This window comes from Streptomyces sp. I05A-00742 (genome assembly GCF_013055795.1).
Taxonomy (GTDB): Bacteria; Actinomycetota; Actinomycetes; order Streptomycetales; family Streptomycetaceae; genus Streptomyces.
The window spans coordinates 1-16,045 of sequence record NZ_JABETO010000069.1; the positions used below are offsets into that span (position 1 = coordinate 1).

Consider the following 16,045-nt stretch of genomic DNA (forward strand, 5'->3'; position numbering starts at 1 on the left):
CGCCGACCACGCCAAGGAGGCCGCCGCCGCCGAGTCCCGCGCCGAGCTGGCCGCGGCCCGGTCCGCCGACGCGGCCACGGCCGCCGCGGGCGCGTACGACGCCGAGCGCCGCCTCGCCGAGTCCCTCGGCGCCGAGCGGCGGATCGCCGAGCTGCTCGGCCTGCCGCAGCCCGCCGCCGGCGGCACGCTGCCGGGGCAGCGCACGGCCGACGGCACGCCCCGCCGCGCCGGGGACGGCCCGCTCACCGCCGAGGAGCTGGACCGCAACGCGGACGCCCTCCGCGAGCTCCTGGACGACAACGTCGCCACCGCCGAACGGCAGCTGTTCGACCTGCGCACCGCCGCGGCCGACGACTCCCGCATCCTGGGCGCCCTCGGCGACGGCGGCCTGCTGCCGCCCAGCGCCGACGTCCTCGCCACCGTCGAATTCCTCGGCGAGCACGGCATCCCCGCCCTCCCCGGCTGGCGCTACCTCGCCCAGGCCGTCGACCCGGCCGACCACGCGGCCGTCCTGGCCGCCCGCCCGGAGCTCGTCGACGGCGTCGTCATCACCGACCCGGACGCCCACGGCCGCGCCCGCGACGCGCTCGCCGACGCCTCCCTGCTGCCCCGCTCCGCCGTGGCCGTCGGCACCACCGCCGCCCTCCTCGCGCCCGTGCCCGAGAACGACACCACCGACAGCGGTGTGTTTCTCGTACCGCCGAACCCGGCCATGCACGACGAGCGCGCCGCCGACGAGGAGCGCCACGCCCTGCGCGAGCGCGCGACCGCCCGGGACGAGGAGATCCGCGCCGTCGCCGCCCGGCTGACCGCCGACCGTACGCTCGCCGCCCGGCTGGCGTCCTGGCGGTCCGGCTGCCCGGAGGGCCGCCTCGCCGAGCTCGCCGCCGAGGCCGAGCGCTGCCGCACCGCCGCCGAGACCGCACAGGAGGAGCTGGCCGCCGCCCGGACCGCCCGCGCCGAGGCCGACGGGACGGCGGCCGAGACCGCCCGGGTGCGCGACGAACGCCAGGAGGCCGCCCAGCGCGCCCGCCGCGTCGCCGACGCCCTGGCCGGCCTCGCCCACCGGCTGCGCGAGCGCGCCCACTGGCAGACCCGGCTGCGCGAACTCGCCGAGGAGGCCGCCGAGTCCGAGGAGCGCGCCGAAGCCTGTGTGGACCGCGCCCGCGCCGCCGACGAGGACCGCCGCACCGCCCAGCGCGCCGCCGACGACGCCCACCGCACCGCCCGCGCCCTGCGCGCCGAGCGGGCCGAGATCGCCGGCGCCCCCGACGACGTCACCGAGGACGCCGAGGCGTCCACCGACTCGCTGCCCGCGCTCCGCGAGGCGTACCGGGCCGCCTCCCAGGTCTACGAGAAGGTCGGCGTCGGCGCCGACCTGCGCGCCGAACAGGCCCGCGCGGAGAGCGACGAGAGCGCCGCCCGCGCCGCGCTCGACCGCCTCACCAACAAGGTCCGCACCCGCGCCGCCCAGCTGCTGGAGGGCACCGACGGCGCCGACGGCCCGTCCCGCCAGGCCGCCGCCGCCCGCGCCGAGGCGCTGGTCCAGCTGCTGGAGGGCCGTGCCTCCACGGCCAGCGAACAGCTCGGCCGGCTCCGCGGCGAGGCCGAACGCCTCGCCCCCGAGGACGGCGACGCCCACACCGAGCTCCCGCCCGGGCAGGTGCCCGCCGACGCCGACCGGGCCAAGGAGCTGCTGCGCACCGCCACCGCCGAACTCGCCGCGCGGACCGACGCGCTGGAGGAGGCCAGGACCGCCCACGCGAGCCTGCTCCGCTCGCACCGCGCCGCGGAGGACGCCGCCACCGGCTTCGACGACACCGCGGCCCTCCTCCGCGACCTGCTGCGCGACAACGCCCCGGACGAGGAGGAGGCGGCCACCGAGCCGTACCCGGGCACCCTGGAGGAGGCCCGGCAGGCCGCGGCCGAGGCCCGGCGGTCGCTGCGCGGCTGCGCGGGCGACCTGTCGGCGGCCGAGGCGGCCGTCCGCGAGGCCAGCGACGTCCTCGTCCGGCACGCCAACGCGACCCGCTACGAGCAGGTCCGCACCCCCGCCCGCCAGCAGATCCGCGAACTCCCCGCGTCCGCCCTGCCCGAACACGCCGCCGCCTGGGCCGACGCCTTCGCGCCCCGGCTGCGGGTGCTGACCGACGAGCTGGACCAGCTGGAGCGCAACCGCGACAGCATCGTCGACCGGCTGCGCGGCCTGGTCGAGTCCTCGCTCACCACCCTGCGCTCCGCCCAGCGGCTCTCCCGGCTGCCCGAGGGCCTGGGGGAGTGGTCGGGCCAGGAGTTCCTGCGCATCCGCTTCGAGGACCCGGACCAGAGCACCCTCACCGAGCGGCTGGGCGAGGTCATCGACGAGGCCACCCGGTCCGCCGTCAGGAAGAACTCCGACCTGCGCCGCGACGGCATGTCGCTGCTGCTGCGCGGGGTCCGGGCGGCCCTGCTGCCGCGCGGCGTGGCCGTCGAGATCCTCAAGCCGGACGCGGTGCTGCGCGCCGAGCGGGTGCCGGTCGGACAGATGGGCGACGTGTTCTCCGGCGGCCAGCTGCTGACCGCGGCCATCGCCCTGTACTGCACGATGGCCGCCCTGCGCAGCAACGACCGCGGCCGGGACCGGCAGAAGCACGCGGGGACGCTGTTCCTCGACAACCCGATCGGCCGGGCCAACGCGACCTACCTGCTGGAGCTCCAGCGGGCGGTGGCGGACGCCCTCGGCGTGCAGCTGCTGTACACCACGGGCCTGTTCGACACCACGGCCCTGGCGGAGTTCCCGCTGGTCATCCGGTTGCGGAACGACGCGGACCTGCGGGCGGGGCTGAAGTACATCAGCGTCGAGGAGCACCTGCGGCCCGGCCTGCCGCAGCAGGACCCGGAGTCGGAGCCTGTGCACGGCGAGATCACCGCGACGCGGATGTACCGCCGCCCCGCCGAGGAGGCGCGGGAGGTCCCGGCGGGCCGCTGACCGGAGGGGCGGGCTCCGGCCCGCCCCGTCACGGATACCGGGGGCTGCGCACCCGTCGCATCTCCCGGGCCGTACTGCTCGGCACGGACACCACTCCGTGCCGCTGGCGCCACACCTGACGCGTCACCCACACGTCGAGGACGCCCCACGTCGTCGCCACGGTGCCGGCCACCGTGGCGAGCAGCACCGGGAAGGCGAGCCAGGACCCGGCGAAGGTCAGCAGCAGCGTGGCCATGGCGTGGGCCAGCGTCAGGGCGACGAGGAGCACGGCGCGCACCGCCGCCGCCCGCACCGGGTCGGGCATCCTCGGCCGGTGGACCGGCTCCTCCGTCCACAACGGTCCGCGCGCCCGCGGCCCTTCGGCCGTCCGTCCGTCGCGACGCCTGTCCATGGCGGCTCACCTCCCCCAGTGGCTGCCCCGTTCGGGGCTTTTCCCGCAGGAATGCCAAAAATAACGCGCGCGGCGGAACGCGTGCCCGGGCGCGGGCGCCGGGGCGCGCGTCCGGCCACCCGGGAGGGAACGGCAATGGCCGAGGATCATCGTCAGGAGGGTCGAATTTCGGCCACTTGGGCTTGATCACATAGGCCGCTCCGACCGGTTCCCGGGCCGGTTCTGGCGAGCCTGGTCACGGAAGAAGTGCGGTGATCGCGGGAGAACTCGGGACGACATGGCCAACGACCGCTGCTTCAACGGCCGTACGGCCCTTCGAGCCGTAATCCCCGCAGTAGTAGGCTCACGCCGCATTACTGTCGGAGCACCACCCCCGTCCGTGCCGCGGGGTGCAGTGGGGGAGGCCATGCGCTTTCGCGGGAAATCGATCCGCCGGAAGATCGTGGCACTGTTGCTCGTGCCACTGGTGTCCCTGACCGTCCTGTGGGCGTTCGCCACAGTGATCACCGGTATGGAAGCGGACCGCCTGCTGTCCGCCGTCGAGGTCACGCGCAGAATCGGCCACCCCACCGAGGACATGGTCCGCGCCCTCCAGAAGGAACGCCGCCAGGCCCTCGTCGTCCTCGCCACCCCGCGCACCCGCTCCGGCGGCACCACCCGCGCCCGGACCGCCGCGCTGGCCGACCTCCGCGCCCGCCAGCGCGCCACCGACCAGGCCAGGGCCGCGCTCCGCGACGGGGCCACCGGCGGCGTCCGCGGGGACATGACCTCCAGCGCCGCGGAGTGGTTCCGCACCATGGAACGCCGCCTCGCCGGCCTCGGCGCGCTGCGCACCAAGGTCACCGAGAGCACCGTCACCCGCGACGGCGCCTTCCTGGGATACAACGAGGTCATCGACCCCCACCTGGACTTCCTCAGCCTGGTCGGCTCCGTCCAGGACGCCGGTCTGGAACAGCAGCGCCGCGCCCTGATGGGCCTCACCTTCTCCCGCGAGGCCCTCTCCCGCGAGGACGCCCTGCTCTCCTCGGCGATCGCCTCCTCGGCCATGACCGCCCGCGAACAGCGCTTCCTGGCCGACCACATGGCCGAACGCAAGATCCTCTACGAGACCAACCTCTCCGTCCTGCCCGTCAAGGACCAGAAGACCTTCGACGACTACTGGCTGCGGGGCCCCGCGGCCCGGGCCCTGGAGAACGCCGAGGAACTCGTCGTCGCCGCGCCGCCGGCCAAGGCCCACCGCGCCGTCGACGGCAAACGCTGGCAGGCCGTCGCGAGCACCGTCCTCGACGACCTCGCCCGGCTGGACCGCGAGGCGCACGAACGCCACGAGGACCGGCTCGAACCCGTCGCCACCTGGGTCCTCACCAAGGCCGCCGTCGCCGGCGTGCTCGGCCTCGCCGCACTGATCTGCTCCGTCGTCGTCTCCTGGCGCGTCGGCCGCGGCCTGGTCAGGGACCTCAGGGAACTCCGCCGGGAGGCCCACGAGGTCTCCGGCGTGCGCCTGCCGGCCGTCCTGCGCCGGCTCGCCGCCGGCGAGCAGGTCGACGTCGAGACGGAGGCCCCGCGCCTGGAGTACCCGACGGACGAACTCGGCCAGGTCGGAAGGGCCCTCAACTCCCTCCAGCGGGCCGCCGTGGAGGCCGCCGTCAAACAGGCCGAAATGCGCCGCGGCGTATCCGACGTCTTCGTCAACATCGCCCGCCGCTCCCAGGTCCTGTTGCACCGTCAGCTCGCCCTGCTCGACACCATGGAGCGCCGCACCGAGGACGCCGACGAGCTCGCCGACCTCTTCCGCCTCGACCACCTCACCACCCGCATGCGCCGGCACGCCGAGGGGCTCGTCATCCTCTCCGGCGCCACCCCCTCCCGGCAGTGGCGCAAGCCCGTGCAGCTGATGGACGTCGTCCGCGCCGCCGTCTCCGAGGTCGAGGCGTACGAGCGCATCGAGCTGCGCCGGCTCCCACCGCTGGCCGTCCCCGGCCCCGCCGTCGCCGACCTCACCCACCTCCTCGCCGAACTCCTGGAGAACGCCACGGTCTTCTCCCCGCCGCACACCGCCGTCCAGGTCCTGGGCGAACGGGTGCCCAACGGCTTCACCCTGGAGATCCACGACCGCGGCCTGGGCATGAGCGCCGACACCCTGCTGGAGGCCAACCTCGGCCTCGCCGAGGCACCGGAGTTCGACCTCTCCGACACCGACCGCCTCGGCCTGTTCGTCGTCAGCCGGCTCGCCCGGCGCCAGGGCGTCCGGGTCTCGCTCCAGCCCTCGCCCTACGGCGGCACCACCGCGGTCGTCCTCCTCCCCGCCAAGCTGATCGGCGAGCCGTCCGTCGAGGACGCCCCGCCCGGAAGGACCCTGCGGAAGCCGGGCCGCGCCGACGGCCCCGTCGAACTGGAGCCACCGCTGTCCCCTCTCGAATCACCCGCCCCGCTGACACCCCGCGACACCGTCGACCCCCGCGATCCTCTCGTCGTGCTTGACGCACCGGTCCACACCTACCCGGGCGACGAACCCGGCGCCCGCCTCCTCCGCGGCCTCGGCACCCCGCCCCCCGCCCGCCCACAGGACCGCAGGCCCGGCGAAGGCCACCCGCCGGCGGGCGGCCTGCCCCGCCGCCCCCGGCCCCCCGTCCTGGTCTCCGACCACGGCCGCCCGGTCGGCGGCCCCCCGGACCTCCTCGACGAACCCACCCCGCCCACCGGACTGCCCCGGCGCGTACGGCAGGCCGGTCTCTCCCCCTTGCTCAGGGACTCCGCCCGGGCCGCCGCCGAGCCGACCACCCACGAGACGGCGCGCGACCCCGAGGAGGTCCGCGCCCGTATGGCGTCCCTGCAGCGGGGATGGCAGCGCGGCCGGACGGACACACCGCCCACCGCGGAGAACGGCGGCACCGGCACCACCGAGCACGACAGCACAGGAACCACGAACGAAAGGGACGGTCGATGACCGCCATACGCAACGCATCGGCAGACGCCGCCACCGCACGGACCGCGGGCAACGGCAAACTCAACTGGCTCCTCGACGACCTCGTCGAGCGCGTCGGCACCATCCGCAAGGCGCTCGTCCTCTCCGGCGACGGCCTGGCCGCCGGCTCCTCCGCCGACCTCACCCGCGAGGACGCCGAGCACCTCGCGGCCGTCGCCTCCGGCTTCCACAGCCTCGCCAAGGGAGTGGGCCGCCGCTTCGACGCCGGACAGGTCCGCCAGACCGTGGTCGAACTCGAGGGCGCGTTCCTCTTCGTCACCGCCGCGGGCCACGGCAGCGCCCTCGCGGTCCTCGCCGACGCCGACTCCGACATCGGGCTGATCGCCTACGAGATGACGCTCCTCGTCAAGCGCGTCGGCGCCCACCTGGCCAGCTCCCCGCGCACCGGCGAGGCCGCCGGCGGATGACCGGACGGAGGCCCGGAGACGGCGGGCGCGACGGAGAGCCCCGAGATACCGGAGACACCAGAGACACCGGAGACACCGGGGAACCACAACACTGGTACGACGACGCGGCGGGCCCGGTGGTCCGCCCGTACGCCATGACCCGTGGACGCACCAGGGGCACCGGACAACACCGGCTCGACCGCACGGCGTTCGTCATCGCCGAGCGGTCCGCCGACGGCGCGGACGACGGACTCGGCCCGGAGCACCTCCGCATCGCCGCCCTCACCGCCGCGGAACCCCGCTCCGTCGCCTTTCTGTCCGACCGCCTCGCCCTGCCCCCCGGAGTCGTCCGCGTCCTCGTCGGAGACCTCCTCGAAGCCGGGATCGTCCGCGTCGACCGGCCGATCCCCCCGGCGGAACTCCCCGACGAGAACATCCTGCGGCTGGTGATCAACGGCCTCCGGACATTGTGAACCGGCCGCACGCGGGCGGGGCGTACGGAACCGGAGCGGTGGCCGCGCGGCCGGGACACCGCCCCGGCCCGGACCTCGCCGAACCGGAGCGGCACAGGCCCCGCGAGGCCTGGCACGGCACCTCGCTGCTATCAGCCGGGCGCCCGTGACCCGGGTGAAGCTCCGCCTCACGAAGCACCGCAGGGCCCCTGCGTCGACCCGTTGGACACGCCCTAACCCTCCGGGCTGGCACAGGCCTTGGGAGGCCTGGCACGCGCCTCGCCGCATCAGCCGGGCGCCTGGGACCCAGGTGAAGCTCCGCTTCGCGGCGCACCCCACCGGACGCCGCAGGGCCCGCGCGGACCCGTCGGACCTGCGGAACTGGAGCGGCACAGGCCCCGCGAGGCTCGGCACGGCACCTCGCCGGGACCCGGCTGAAGCTTGCCTCGCGACGCCCTGCGGGCCCCGCGCTGACCCCTCGGATGCGCCCTAAACCCCCCGCACCCGCACCGGATATCCGACGCCGCCCTCCCCGCCCCCCTCCCGCTCCACCACCACGGCACCGTCCCGCCACTCCACGGTGAACCGCACCACCTCCGCCCGCGCCCCCGCCTCGACGACCAGCACCCCGCTCCCCGTCCGCCCGGCCGCCGGCGCCCACACCTCCAGCTCCACACCACCGTCCGCACCCGCCACCGGCACCACGGAACCCGCCCGCGCCAGCACCGGGATCCGCGCCTGCGGGGCGTCCAGCAGCACCTGCCCCGGCCCCTCGTGCGCCCGGCCCGTCGCCGTGTCGTACCAGCGCCCGCGCGGCAGCCGCACCGCCCGCCGGTCCGCCCCCTGCTCCAGCACCGGCGCCACCAGCAGCGCGTCGCCCAGCAGGAACGCGTCCTCGCAGTCCCGCAGCGCCCGGTCCTCCGGCGAACGCCACCACACCGGGCGCACGTACGGCGCCCCCGTCAGCCGCGCCAGATGGGCCAGCGTCACGAAGTAGGGCAGCAGCCGCATCCGCTCCCGCAGCGCCGCCCCCGCGTGCTCCAGCACCTCCGGCCCGAACTCCCACGGCTCCCGGCGCCCCGCCGAGATCGCCGCATGCGTGCGGAACAAGGGCAGATACGCCCCCAGCTGGAACCACCGCAGATACAGCTCGGGCGACGGCGACCCCGTGAACCCGCCCACGTCCGGACCCGAGAACGGCACCCCGCACAACCCCAGCCCCAGCACCAGCGACAACGACGCCCGCAACCCCGGCCAGCCCGTCGTCACATCACCGGACCACGTCCCCCCGTAGCGCTGCATGCCCGCCCACCCCGACCGCGAGAACAGGAACGGCCGCTCCTCCGGCCGCAGTTCCCGCAGCGCCTCGTCGGCAGCCCGCGCCATGCCGAGCGCGTACACGTTGTGCGCCTCACGGTGGTCACCGCCCCGGCCCTCCAGCGCGTGCCGGGCCGACAGCGGCAGCGTGTGCTCACCGAACGCCGCGAACGCCGCCGGCTCGTTCATGTCGTGCCAGAACCCCGAGAACCCCTCCGCCAGCCGCTCCGCGTACAGCCCGCCCCACCACCGGCGCACCCCCGGATCGGTGAAGTCGGGGAAGACCGACGTCCCCGCCCACACCTCGCCGCGCACCGGACGGCCGCGCCCGTCCCGCACGAAGGCGTCGGCCGCCAGACCGCCGTCGTACACCTCCCAGCCCGGCTCGGCCTTCACCCCGGGGTCCACGATGGACACCAGCCGGACGCCCTCCTCCCGCAGGCCGGCGGCGAGCCCCGGCAGATCGGGGAACCGCTCCCGGTCCACCGTGAACACCCGGTGCCCCCGGTAGTGGTCGATGTCCAGGTGCACCGCGGACAGCGGCAGATGCCGCTCCCGGTACCCGGCCACCACCCGCCGCACCTCCGCCTCGCTGCCGAACCCCCAGCGCGCGTGGTGGTGGCCCAGCGCCCACGCGGGCGGCACCGCCGGGCCCCCGGTCAGCGCGGCCCAGCTCCGCAGCACCCGCGCCGGAGGACCCGCCATCACCCAGTACCGCAACGGCCCCCCGGCCATCCGCACCTCGCAGCGGCCGGGCCGGTCGTGCCCCGAACCGGCGCCCTCCTCGCCCTCCCACAGCGTCACCCGACCGTCCCACGCGTTGTCGTGGAACACCAGGTGCGTCCCGACGTCCGCCACCACCAGCTGCACCGGCATGGTGATGTACAGCGGATCGTCCCCCGGCACGAACGAACCCCCCGGATCGGAGTTCCACAGCCGGTACGTGCCGTCCCGCAGCCGCGGCCCCGCCGACCGGCCCCCCAGACCGAAGAACCGGGCGTCCGCCGCCACCTGCGACCGCTGCGTCCACCGCGGGCTCCCCTCCGGTACCGCCGGTTCCACCGGGTCCCACCAGCGCGGCGGCTGGTCCCGGCGCAGCACCACCCCGCCCGGCGTCCGCACCTCCACCGCCCCGTGCCGCGACACCACCACCAGCACCCGCTCGGACACCACCCGCCAGCCGCCGTCCGTGTCCGGCTCCAGCACCGCCCGCTCGTCCACCTCCGGCACCGGACCCGCCAGGGCGTACGACGGCTCCGGCCCCGCACCGTCCCACCCGCAGAACACCGCGCCCCCGGCCGCCACCCGCACCCGCAGCGACGACCGGGCGAACCGCACCACCCCGCCGCCCGGCTCCGGATCGGCCCCGCGCGCCTCGCCCGGCACCCGCGCCCGCTCGGCGACCGGCCCCGGCAGCCCCGCCGCGTCCACGCGCCGCCGCCACCACGCGGCCCGCACCGACCGCAGCACCCGCGCCGCCCCCACCGTCCTGAACGACGTCACCCACTTGACCGACCGTCCCAGGTCATGCGCATCCATGGCGCTCACCCTGCCACCGACCTCCCACCCGACGGAGCGGGTTCAGCCCCCGTTCACCCAGCGGGGACCGCCACCCCCGGACCCGGGGGCGCCCGCACCCCTGGTGCGGATGTCGATCACGTGGCATCGTCCTCGTCAGCCGTGCACGCCGACCCCGACCGCGGGCACGGTCACGCCCACGACGCGGACCAGCCGGGAGCAGCCGATGACCACCGCACCGACCCACGCCGAACAGCCGACGCCGCTGTGGCGGCCGGACGCCGACCGCGTCGCCCGTGCCCAGGTCACCCGCTTCCACGCCCGCGCCGCCGAACGGTACGGCGCCCCCGCGCCCGTACCCGGCGACCCCGAGGCGGACTACGCCGCCCTCCACCGCTGGTCGGTCACCGAGCCCGAGCCCTTCTGGCAGGCCGTCGCCGACTGGTGCGACGTACGCTTCTCCCACCCCGCCGACCGCGTGCTCGCCGACCGGACCATGCCCGGCGCCACCTGGTTCCCCGGCGCCACCCTCAACTACGCCGAGCACGCCCTGCGCACCGCCGAGGACCCCGCCAGGGCAGCCGAGCCGGCCCTCCTGCACACCGACGAGAACCACGACCCGCGCCCCGTCACCTGGGCCGAACTCCGCGCGCGGGTCGGCTCGCTCGCCGCCGAGCTGCGCCGCCTCGGCGTCCGCCCCGGCGACCGGGTCAGCGGCTACCTGCCCAACATCCCCGAGGCCGTCGTCGCCCTCCTCGCCACCGCCGCCGTCGGCGGCGTCTGGACCTCCTGCGCGCCCGACTTCGGCGCCCGCAGCGTCCTGGACCGCTTCCAGCAGGTGGAACCCGTCGTCCTGTTCGCCGTCGACGGCTACCACTACGGCGGCAAGCGGCACGAGCGCACCGACACGGTCGCCGAACTCCGCGCCCACCTGCCCACCCTGCGCGCCGTCGTCCACGTCCCGCTGCTGGGCACCCCGGCGCCCGAGGGCACCCTGGAGTGGTCGGCGGTCACCTCGGGCGACACCGAGCCCGTCTTCGAGCAGGTGCCCTTCGACCACCCGCTGTGGGTGCTCTACTCCTCCGGCACCACCGGCCTGCCCAAGGCCATCGTCCAGTCCCAGGGCGGCATCCTGCTCGAACATCTCAAGCAGCTCTCCCTCCACTGCGACCTCGGCCCCGGCGACCGCTTCTTCTGGTACACCTCGACCGGCTGGATGATGTGGAACTTCCTCGTCTCCGGCCTGCTGGTGGGCGCCACCGTCGTCCTCCACGACGGCAGCCCCGGGCACCCCGACACCGCAGCCCAGTGGCGGGTCGCGGAACGCACCGGCACCACCCTCTTCGGCACCTCCGCCGCCTATGTGATGGCCTGCCGCAAGGCCGACGTCCACCCCGGCCGCGACCTCGACCTCTCCCGCGTCCGGTGTGTCGCCACGACCGGCTCGCCCCTGCCGCCCGACGGCTTCCGCTGGATCCACGACGAGGTCGCCGAGGACATGTGGATCGCCTCGGTCAGCGGCGGCACGGACGTGTGCAGCTGCTTCGCCGGCGCCGTCCCCACGCTGCCGGTGTACGTCGGCGAACTCCAGGGCCCCGGCCTGGGCACGGACCTCCAGGCCTGGGACGAGCAGGGCAAGCCGGTCGTCGACGAGGTCGGCGAACTCGTCGTCGCCCGGCCCATGCCCTCCATGCCCGTCCGCTTCTGGAACGACCCCGGCGACCGGCGCTACCGCGAGAGCTACTTCGAGATGTTTCCCGGGGTCTGGCGGCACGGCGACTGGATCACCGTCACCTCCCGCGGCACCGTCGTCGTCCACGGCCGCTCCGACTCCACCCTCAACCGGCAGGGCGTCCGCATGGGCTCCGCCGACATCTACGAGGCCGTCGAACGGCTCCCCGAGATCCGCGAGTCCCTCGTCATCGGCCTCGAAGAGCCCGACGGCGGCTACTGGATGCCGCTCTTCGTCCACCTCGCCCCCGGCGCCACCCTGGACGACGAACTCCTCGGCCGCATCAAGCGGATCATCCGTGAACAGCTCTCCCCGCGGCACGTCCCCGACGAGGTCATAGCGGTCGACGGCATCCCCCACACGCTCACCGGCAAGCGCATCGAAGTCCCCGTCAAGCGCCTCCTCCAGGGCACCCCGCTGGAACAGGCCGTCAACCCCGGATCCGTCGACAACGTCGAACTGCTCCACTTCTACGAGGACTTGGCCCGGCGGCGACGCCAGGCCTGACCCCTCCCGCACCGCCCTCCGGCGCGTTGTCAGTGCCCTCGATTACTCTGAGTGAGCATTGGTCACCGCGCTGAGGGGGAGTGGGAACATGGCGCACACCGACGACATCCGCACACGGCGGAGCGCACGGCAACGCCTGCGCAAGGAGGTGCCGAGCACCGTCGCCGTCCTGGCCGACGAACGGGACTTCGCCGCCATGCGGAGATACACCAGCTTCGGCTTCGACGACCACCCGGGCTATCTGCGGCACGTGGACGGCCTGCTCCGCGCCCTGGCCGCCCAGGGCACGTACTCCAGCGTCGCCCTCTTCGACCCGGCCGAGTACGCCGCCTACTGCGCGGAGCTCCGCCTCGAACCGGACAGCGCCGCCAGCCGCACCCGCTACACCGCCGAGGTCGCCGCCTCGGGCACCACGGTCGCCTACGACGGCCGGCCCGTCACCCGGCTGCTGCCACGCCTCATCGACGCGGCAGAACAGCAGGCGACCTGGGAGTACGCCACCGAACTGCTCACCGGCGACGACTGCGGCCACTGCGGGGACGACACCGGCCGGATGTCCTTCACCCGCGCCTCGCTCGCCCTGCGCCGCATCGTCGAGGCCCTCGGGACGGGCACCCACCACCTCGTGTGCAGCGTCCCCGCCGACGGCGACGCCCCGCTCGTCGCCCTGCTCCAGGCCGAGTGCGGCCCCGACGGCCGGCTCCGGCTCGACGAACCCTCGGCCCTGGTCTTCTGCACCGTCCTGGCCGCGGGCATCGCCACCGACCGCCCCGGCGGCATCGTGGCCCGCACCCACACCCCCGGCCGGCCGCCCACCGTCCGGGGCTGGAGCCTGCGCTCCGGCTGGCCCCGCCCGCTGAACGAGGCCGAGGTCTTCTCCGCCTACTGCACCGACCCGGTCACCGGCGAACCGGTGCCGCCGGAGCACGGCGTCGCCTACGAGGCGGGCCTCGAACTCACGGAACAAGAAGGGGCAGGGGCAGGGGAAGGAGAGGAGCACGGACACTGAACGCGGAAGGGGTGCCTGCCAGTGGCAGACACCCCTTCTCACCCACTGCTCATCCACGCCCCGGCGCGGACCGCCGTAGGCTCACTCGCCGGACAGCACCGCCTGCGCCGCGACCCGGGCCTCCTCGGCCGAGTCCGTGGCACGGGCGGCGGCGGCCGCACGCTCGCACTGGGCGAGGGTGTGCTTGGCCAGCGCGGCACGCACATAGGGGATCGAGGCGGCGCCCATGGACAGGCTCGTCACCCCGAGACCGGTCAGCACACAGGCCAGCAGCGGGTCCGCCGCGGCCTCGCCGCACACGCCGCAGCTCTTGCCCTCGGCCTTGGCCGCCTCGGCGGACGCGGCGATCAGGTCGAGCAGCGCCGGCTGCCACGGGTCCTGCAGCCGCGACACCGCACCGACCTGACGGTCGGCCGCGAAGGTGTACTGCGCGAGGTCATTGGTCCCCAGGGACAGGAACTCGACCTCCTGCAGGATGGAGCGCGCCCGCAGCGCGGCGGACGGAATCTCCACCATCGCGCCGAACTTGGCCCGCAGCCCCGCCTCGCGGCACGCGTCCGCGAACGCCTTGGCGTCCGTGCGGTCCGCCACCATCGGGGCCATGACCTCAAGGTAGACCGGCAGCCCCTCGGCGGCCTTGGCCAGCGCGGTGAGCTGGGTGCGCAGCACCTCGGGGTGGTCCAGCAGCGTCCGCAGACCACGCACGCCCAGCGCCGGGTTGGGCTCGTCCGCCGGGGTGAGGAAGTCCAGCGGCTTGTCCGCGCCCGCGTCCAGCACGCGCACGACGACCCGGCCCTCCGGGAACGCCTCCAGCACCTTGCGGTACGCCTCGACCTGCTTCTCCTCGGACGGCGCCTTCGCGCTGTCGTCCAGGAACAGGAACTCGGTACGGAACAGGCCCACGCCCTCCGCGCCCGCCCCGACCGCCGCCGGCACATCGGCGGGACCACCGATGTTGGCGAGCAGCGGCACCTTGTGCCCGTCGGAGGTGGCACCCGGGCCGGACGAGGCGGCCAGCGCGGCCTTGCGCGCCTCGGCGGCCTTGGCCAGCTCGGCGCGCTTCTCCTGGCTCGGGTCGACGAAGATGTCGCCCGTGCTGCCGTCCACGGCCACGACCGTGCCCTCGGCCAGCTCACCCGCACCGGGCAGCGCGACGACCGCGGGCACCCCGAGGGCACGCGCCAGGATGGCGCTGTGACTCGTCGGCCCGCCCTCCTCGGTCACGAAGCCCAGCACCAGCGTGGGGTCGAGCAGCGCCGTGTCGGCCGGCGCGAGGTCCCGGGCGATCAGCACATACGGCTCGTCGCTGTCCGGCACACCCGGCATCGGCACGCCCAGCAGCCGGGCGACGATGCGGTTGCGCACGTCGTCGAGGTCCGCGACCCGGCCGGCCAGGTACTCGCCCGCACCCGCGAGCAGCGCCCGGTAGGCGGCGAAGGCGTCGTAGACCGCGCGCTCGGCGGTGCTGCCCACGGCGATGCGCCGTTCGACGTCCGCCATCAGCTCCGGGTCCTGGGCCATCATGGCCTGGGCCTCCAGCACGTGCTGGGCCTCACCACCGGCGAGGTTGCCCCGGGCGATGAGGTCGGCGGCCACAGCCTCCACGGCCTGGCGTGCGCGCCCCTGTTCGCGCGGCGCCTCGTCCGTCGGAATCTGCTTGGCCGGCGGCTCCAGCACCGCCGTGCCCATGTGCCGGACCTCGCCGATCGCCACACCGTGGCTGACGCCGACGCCTCGCAGCGTTGCTTCCATCATGTCCTCTCGAAGGGGACCACCGGCCGCGACCGGTGGGGGACCGCGTCCCTGATTGCGTTCAGCTGAACCGTTTCTGCCGGGGGTGCGTGGCCCGGCAGTCCTGCTACTGCCAGCTGAACAGCTGGTCGCCGGTCTTGACGTCGCCGTCCTCGCGCAGGTCGCCCAGTGCGTCGGCGGTCGCCTCCAGCGCGATCACCGGGGAGATCGGCGACTTGCCGGCCGCCTCGACGGCGGCCGGGTTCCACCGCACGACGGCCTGGCCGCGCGTGACGGTGTCGCCCTTGTTGACGAGCAGCTCGAAGCCCTCGCCGTTGAGCTGGACGGTGTCGATGCCGAGGTGCGTCAGGACACCATGCCCCTCGGCGTCGACGACGACGAACGCGTGGGGGTGGAGCGAGACGACGACACCGTCAACGGGGGCGACGGCCTCGGCGGGCTCGCGCGCGGGGTCGACAGCGGTACCGGGACCCACCATCGCGCCGGAGAAGACCGGATCGGGCACTGCCGCGAGTCCGATGGCGCGTCCGGCGATGGGGGACGACACGGTGGTCATGGGAGGCCTCCCAGGGGTGGAGATTCATCACGCACCGTCACTACCTGTCCTGGACGGCGCACTGATCAGAGCCTAAGTCATAGGAACTGAGGGTTCCGCACGAGCGCATCCACCCCCCGTCCAGTGCGCTCCGTAACCGATTTGCCTCGTCCGCCGCGGGGCCTGTACTGTCGGATCCCTGCCCACGACCGGAGCTCGCAGCTGCTGCTGATGAGCACGGTAACGGGGGCGGCCTCCATTCAGATGTGATCCTCTTTCAGGACCGCTTTCGTCTGCCCGTATGCCTTGTGTATACGGAAAGGCGAGTGGTGAGAGAGACGGAAAACCCCTGATAGAGTGTGAAACACCGGAAGGAAGCGCCCGGAGGAAAGCCCGAGAGGGTGAGTACGAAGGAAGCGTCCGTTCCTTGAGAACTCAACAGCGTGCCAAAAGTCAACGCCAGACTATAAAACAACCCCGTCCACGGGCCAT

At 74.7% G+C, this 16,045-nt stretch carries 9 protein-coding genes and 1 pseudogene; 6 read left to right on the plus strand and 4 right to left on the minus strand.

Annotated features, from left to right (window positions below):
* Positions 1-2,968, plus strand: a pseudogene (locus tag HN013_RS31425) (hypothetical protein); the annotation flags it as partial.
* Positions 2,969-2,996: 28 nt separating this feature from the next.
* Here the strand turns inward: HN013_RS31425 and HN013_RS31430 are convergent.
* Complete coding sequence (locus HN013_RS31430; protein ID WP_171172311.1) at positions 2,997-3,359, minus strand: hypothetical protein; 363 nt, start codon at positions 3,357-3,359, stop codon at positions 2,997-2,999.
* A gap of 406 nt (positions 3,360-3,765) precedes the next feature.
* Here HN013_RS31430 and HN013_RS31435 point away from each other — a divergent pair, with 406 nt between their 5' ends.
* Genes HN013_RS31435 through HN013_RS31445 form a run of 3 tightly spaced genes read left to right on the plus strand, consistent with a single transcriptional unit; the run spans position 3,766 to position 7,204 of the window.
* Positions 3,766-6,306 carry a nitrate- and nitrite sensing domain-containing protein gene (locus HN013_RS31435; protein WP_171172313.1) on the plus strand — a complete coding sequence of 847 codons (2,541 nt, stop codon included), beginning with the start codon at positions 3,766-3,768 and terminating at the stop codon, positions 6,304-6,306.
* Positions 6,303-6,752, plus strand: coding sequence for a roadblock/LC7 domain-containing protein (locus HN013_RS31440; protein ID WP_171172315.1), 450 nt, complete (start codon positions 6,303-6,305; stop codon positions 6,750-6,752). The genes HN013_RS31435 and HN013_RS31440 overlap by 4 nt, the downstream gene beginning before the upstream one ends.
* Positions 6,749-7,204 (plus strand): DUF742 domain-containing protein, encoded by a 456-nt coding sequence (locus HN013_RS31445; RefSeq protein WP_171172318.1) that lies wholly within the window; start codon positions 6,749-6,751, stop codon positions 7,202-7,204. The genes HN013_RS31440 and HN013_RS31445 overlap by 4 nt, the downstream gene beginning before the upstream one ends.
* A 468-nt stretch (positions 7,205-7,672) precedes the next feature.
* Here the strand turns inward: HN013_RS31445 and HN013_RS31450 are convergent, their stop codons facing one another.
* Positions 7,673-10,039 (minus strand): glycoside hydrolase family 31 protein, encoded by a 2,367-nt coding sequence (locus HN013_RS31450; RefSeq protein WP_171172319.1) that lies wholly within the window; start codon positions 10,037-10,039, stop codon positions 7,673-7,675.
* A 205-nt stretch (positions 10,040-10,244) separates the two neighbouring features.
* Between HN013_RS31450 and HN013_RS31455 the strand changes: the two genes are divergently transcribed.
* Both HN013_RS31455 and HN013_RS31460 read left to right on the plus strand, forming a co-directional pair.
* Positions 10,245-12,257, plus strand: a complete 2,013-nt coding sequence (locus HN013_RS31455) for an acetoacetate--CoA ligase (RefSeq protein WP_171172321.1) — start codon at positions 10,245-10,247, stop codon at positions 12,255-12,257.
* Between the two features lie 88 nt (positions 12,258-12,345).
* On the plus strand, positions 12,346-13,266 hold the full coding sequence (locus HN013_RS31460; protein ID WP_171172323.1) for a hypothetical protein: 921 nt from the start codon (positions 12,346-12,348) through the stop codon (positions 13,264-13,266).
* An 81-nt stretch (positions 13,267-13,347) separates the two neighbouring features.
* Here the strand turns inward: HN013_RS31460 and ptsP are convergent, their stop codons facing one another.
* Both ptsP and HN013_RS31470 read right to left on the minus strand, forming a co-directional pair.
* Positions 13,348-15,018, minus strand: coding sequence for a phosphoenolpyruvate--protein phosphotransferase (ptsP, locus tag HN013_RS31465; RefSeq protein WP_171172327.1), 1,671 nt, complete (start codon positions 15,016-15,018; stop codon positions 13,348-13,350).
* Positions 15,019-15,124: 106 nt separating this feature from the next.
* Complete coding sequence (locus HN013_RS31470; RefSeq protein WP_171172325.1) at positions 15,125-15,574, minus strand: PTS glucose transporter subunit IIA; 450 nt, start codon at positions 15,572-15,574, stop codon at positions 15,125-15,127.
* Positions 15,575-16,045 lie beyond the last annotated feature (471 nt).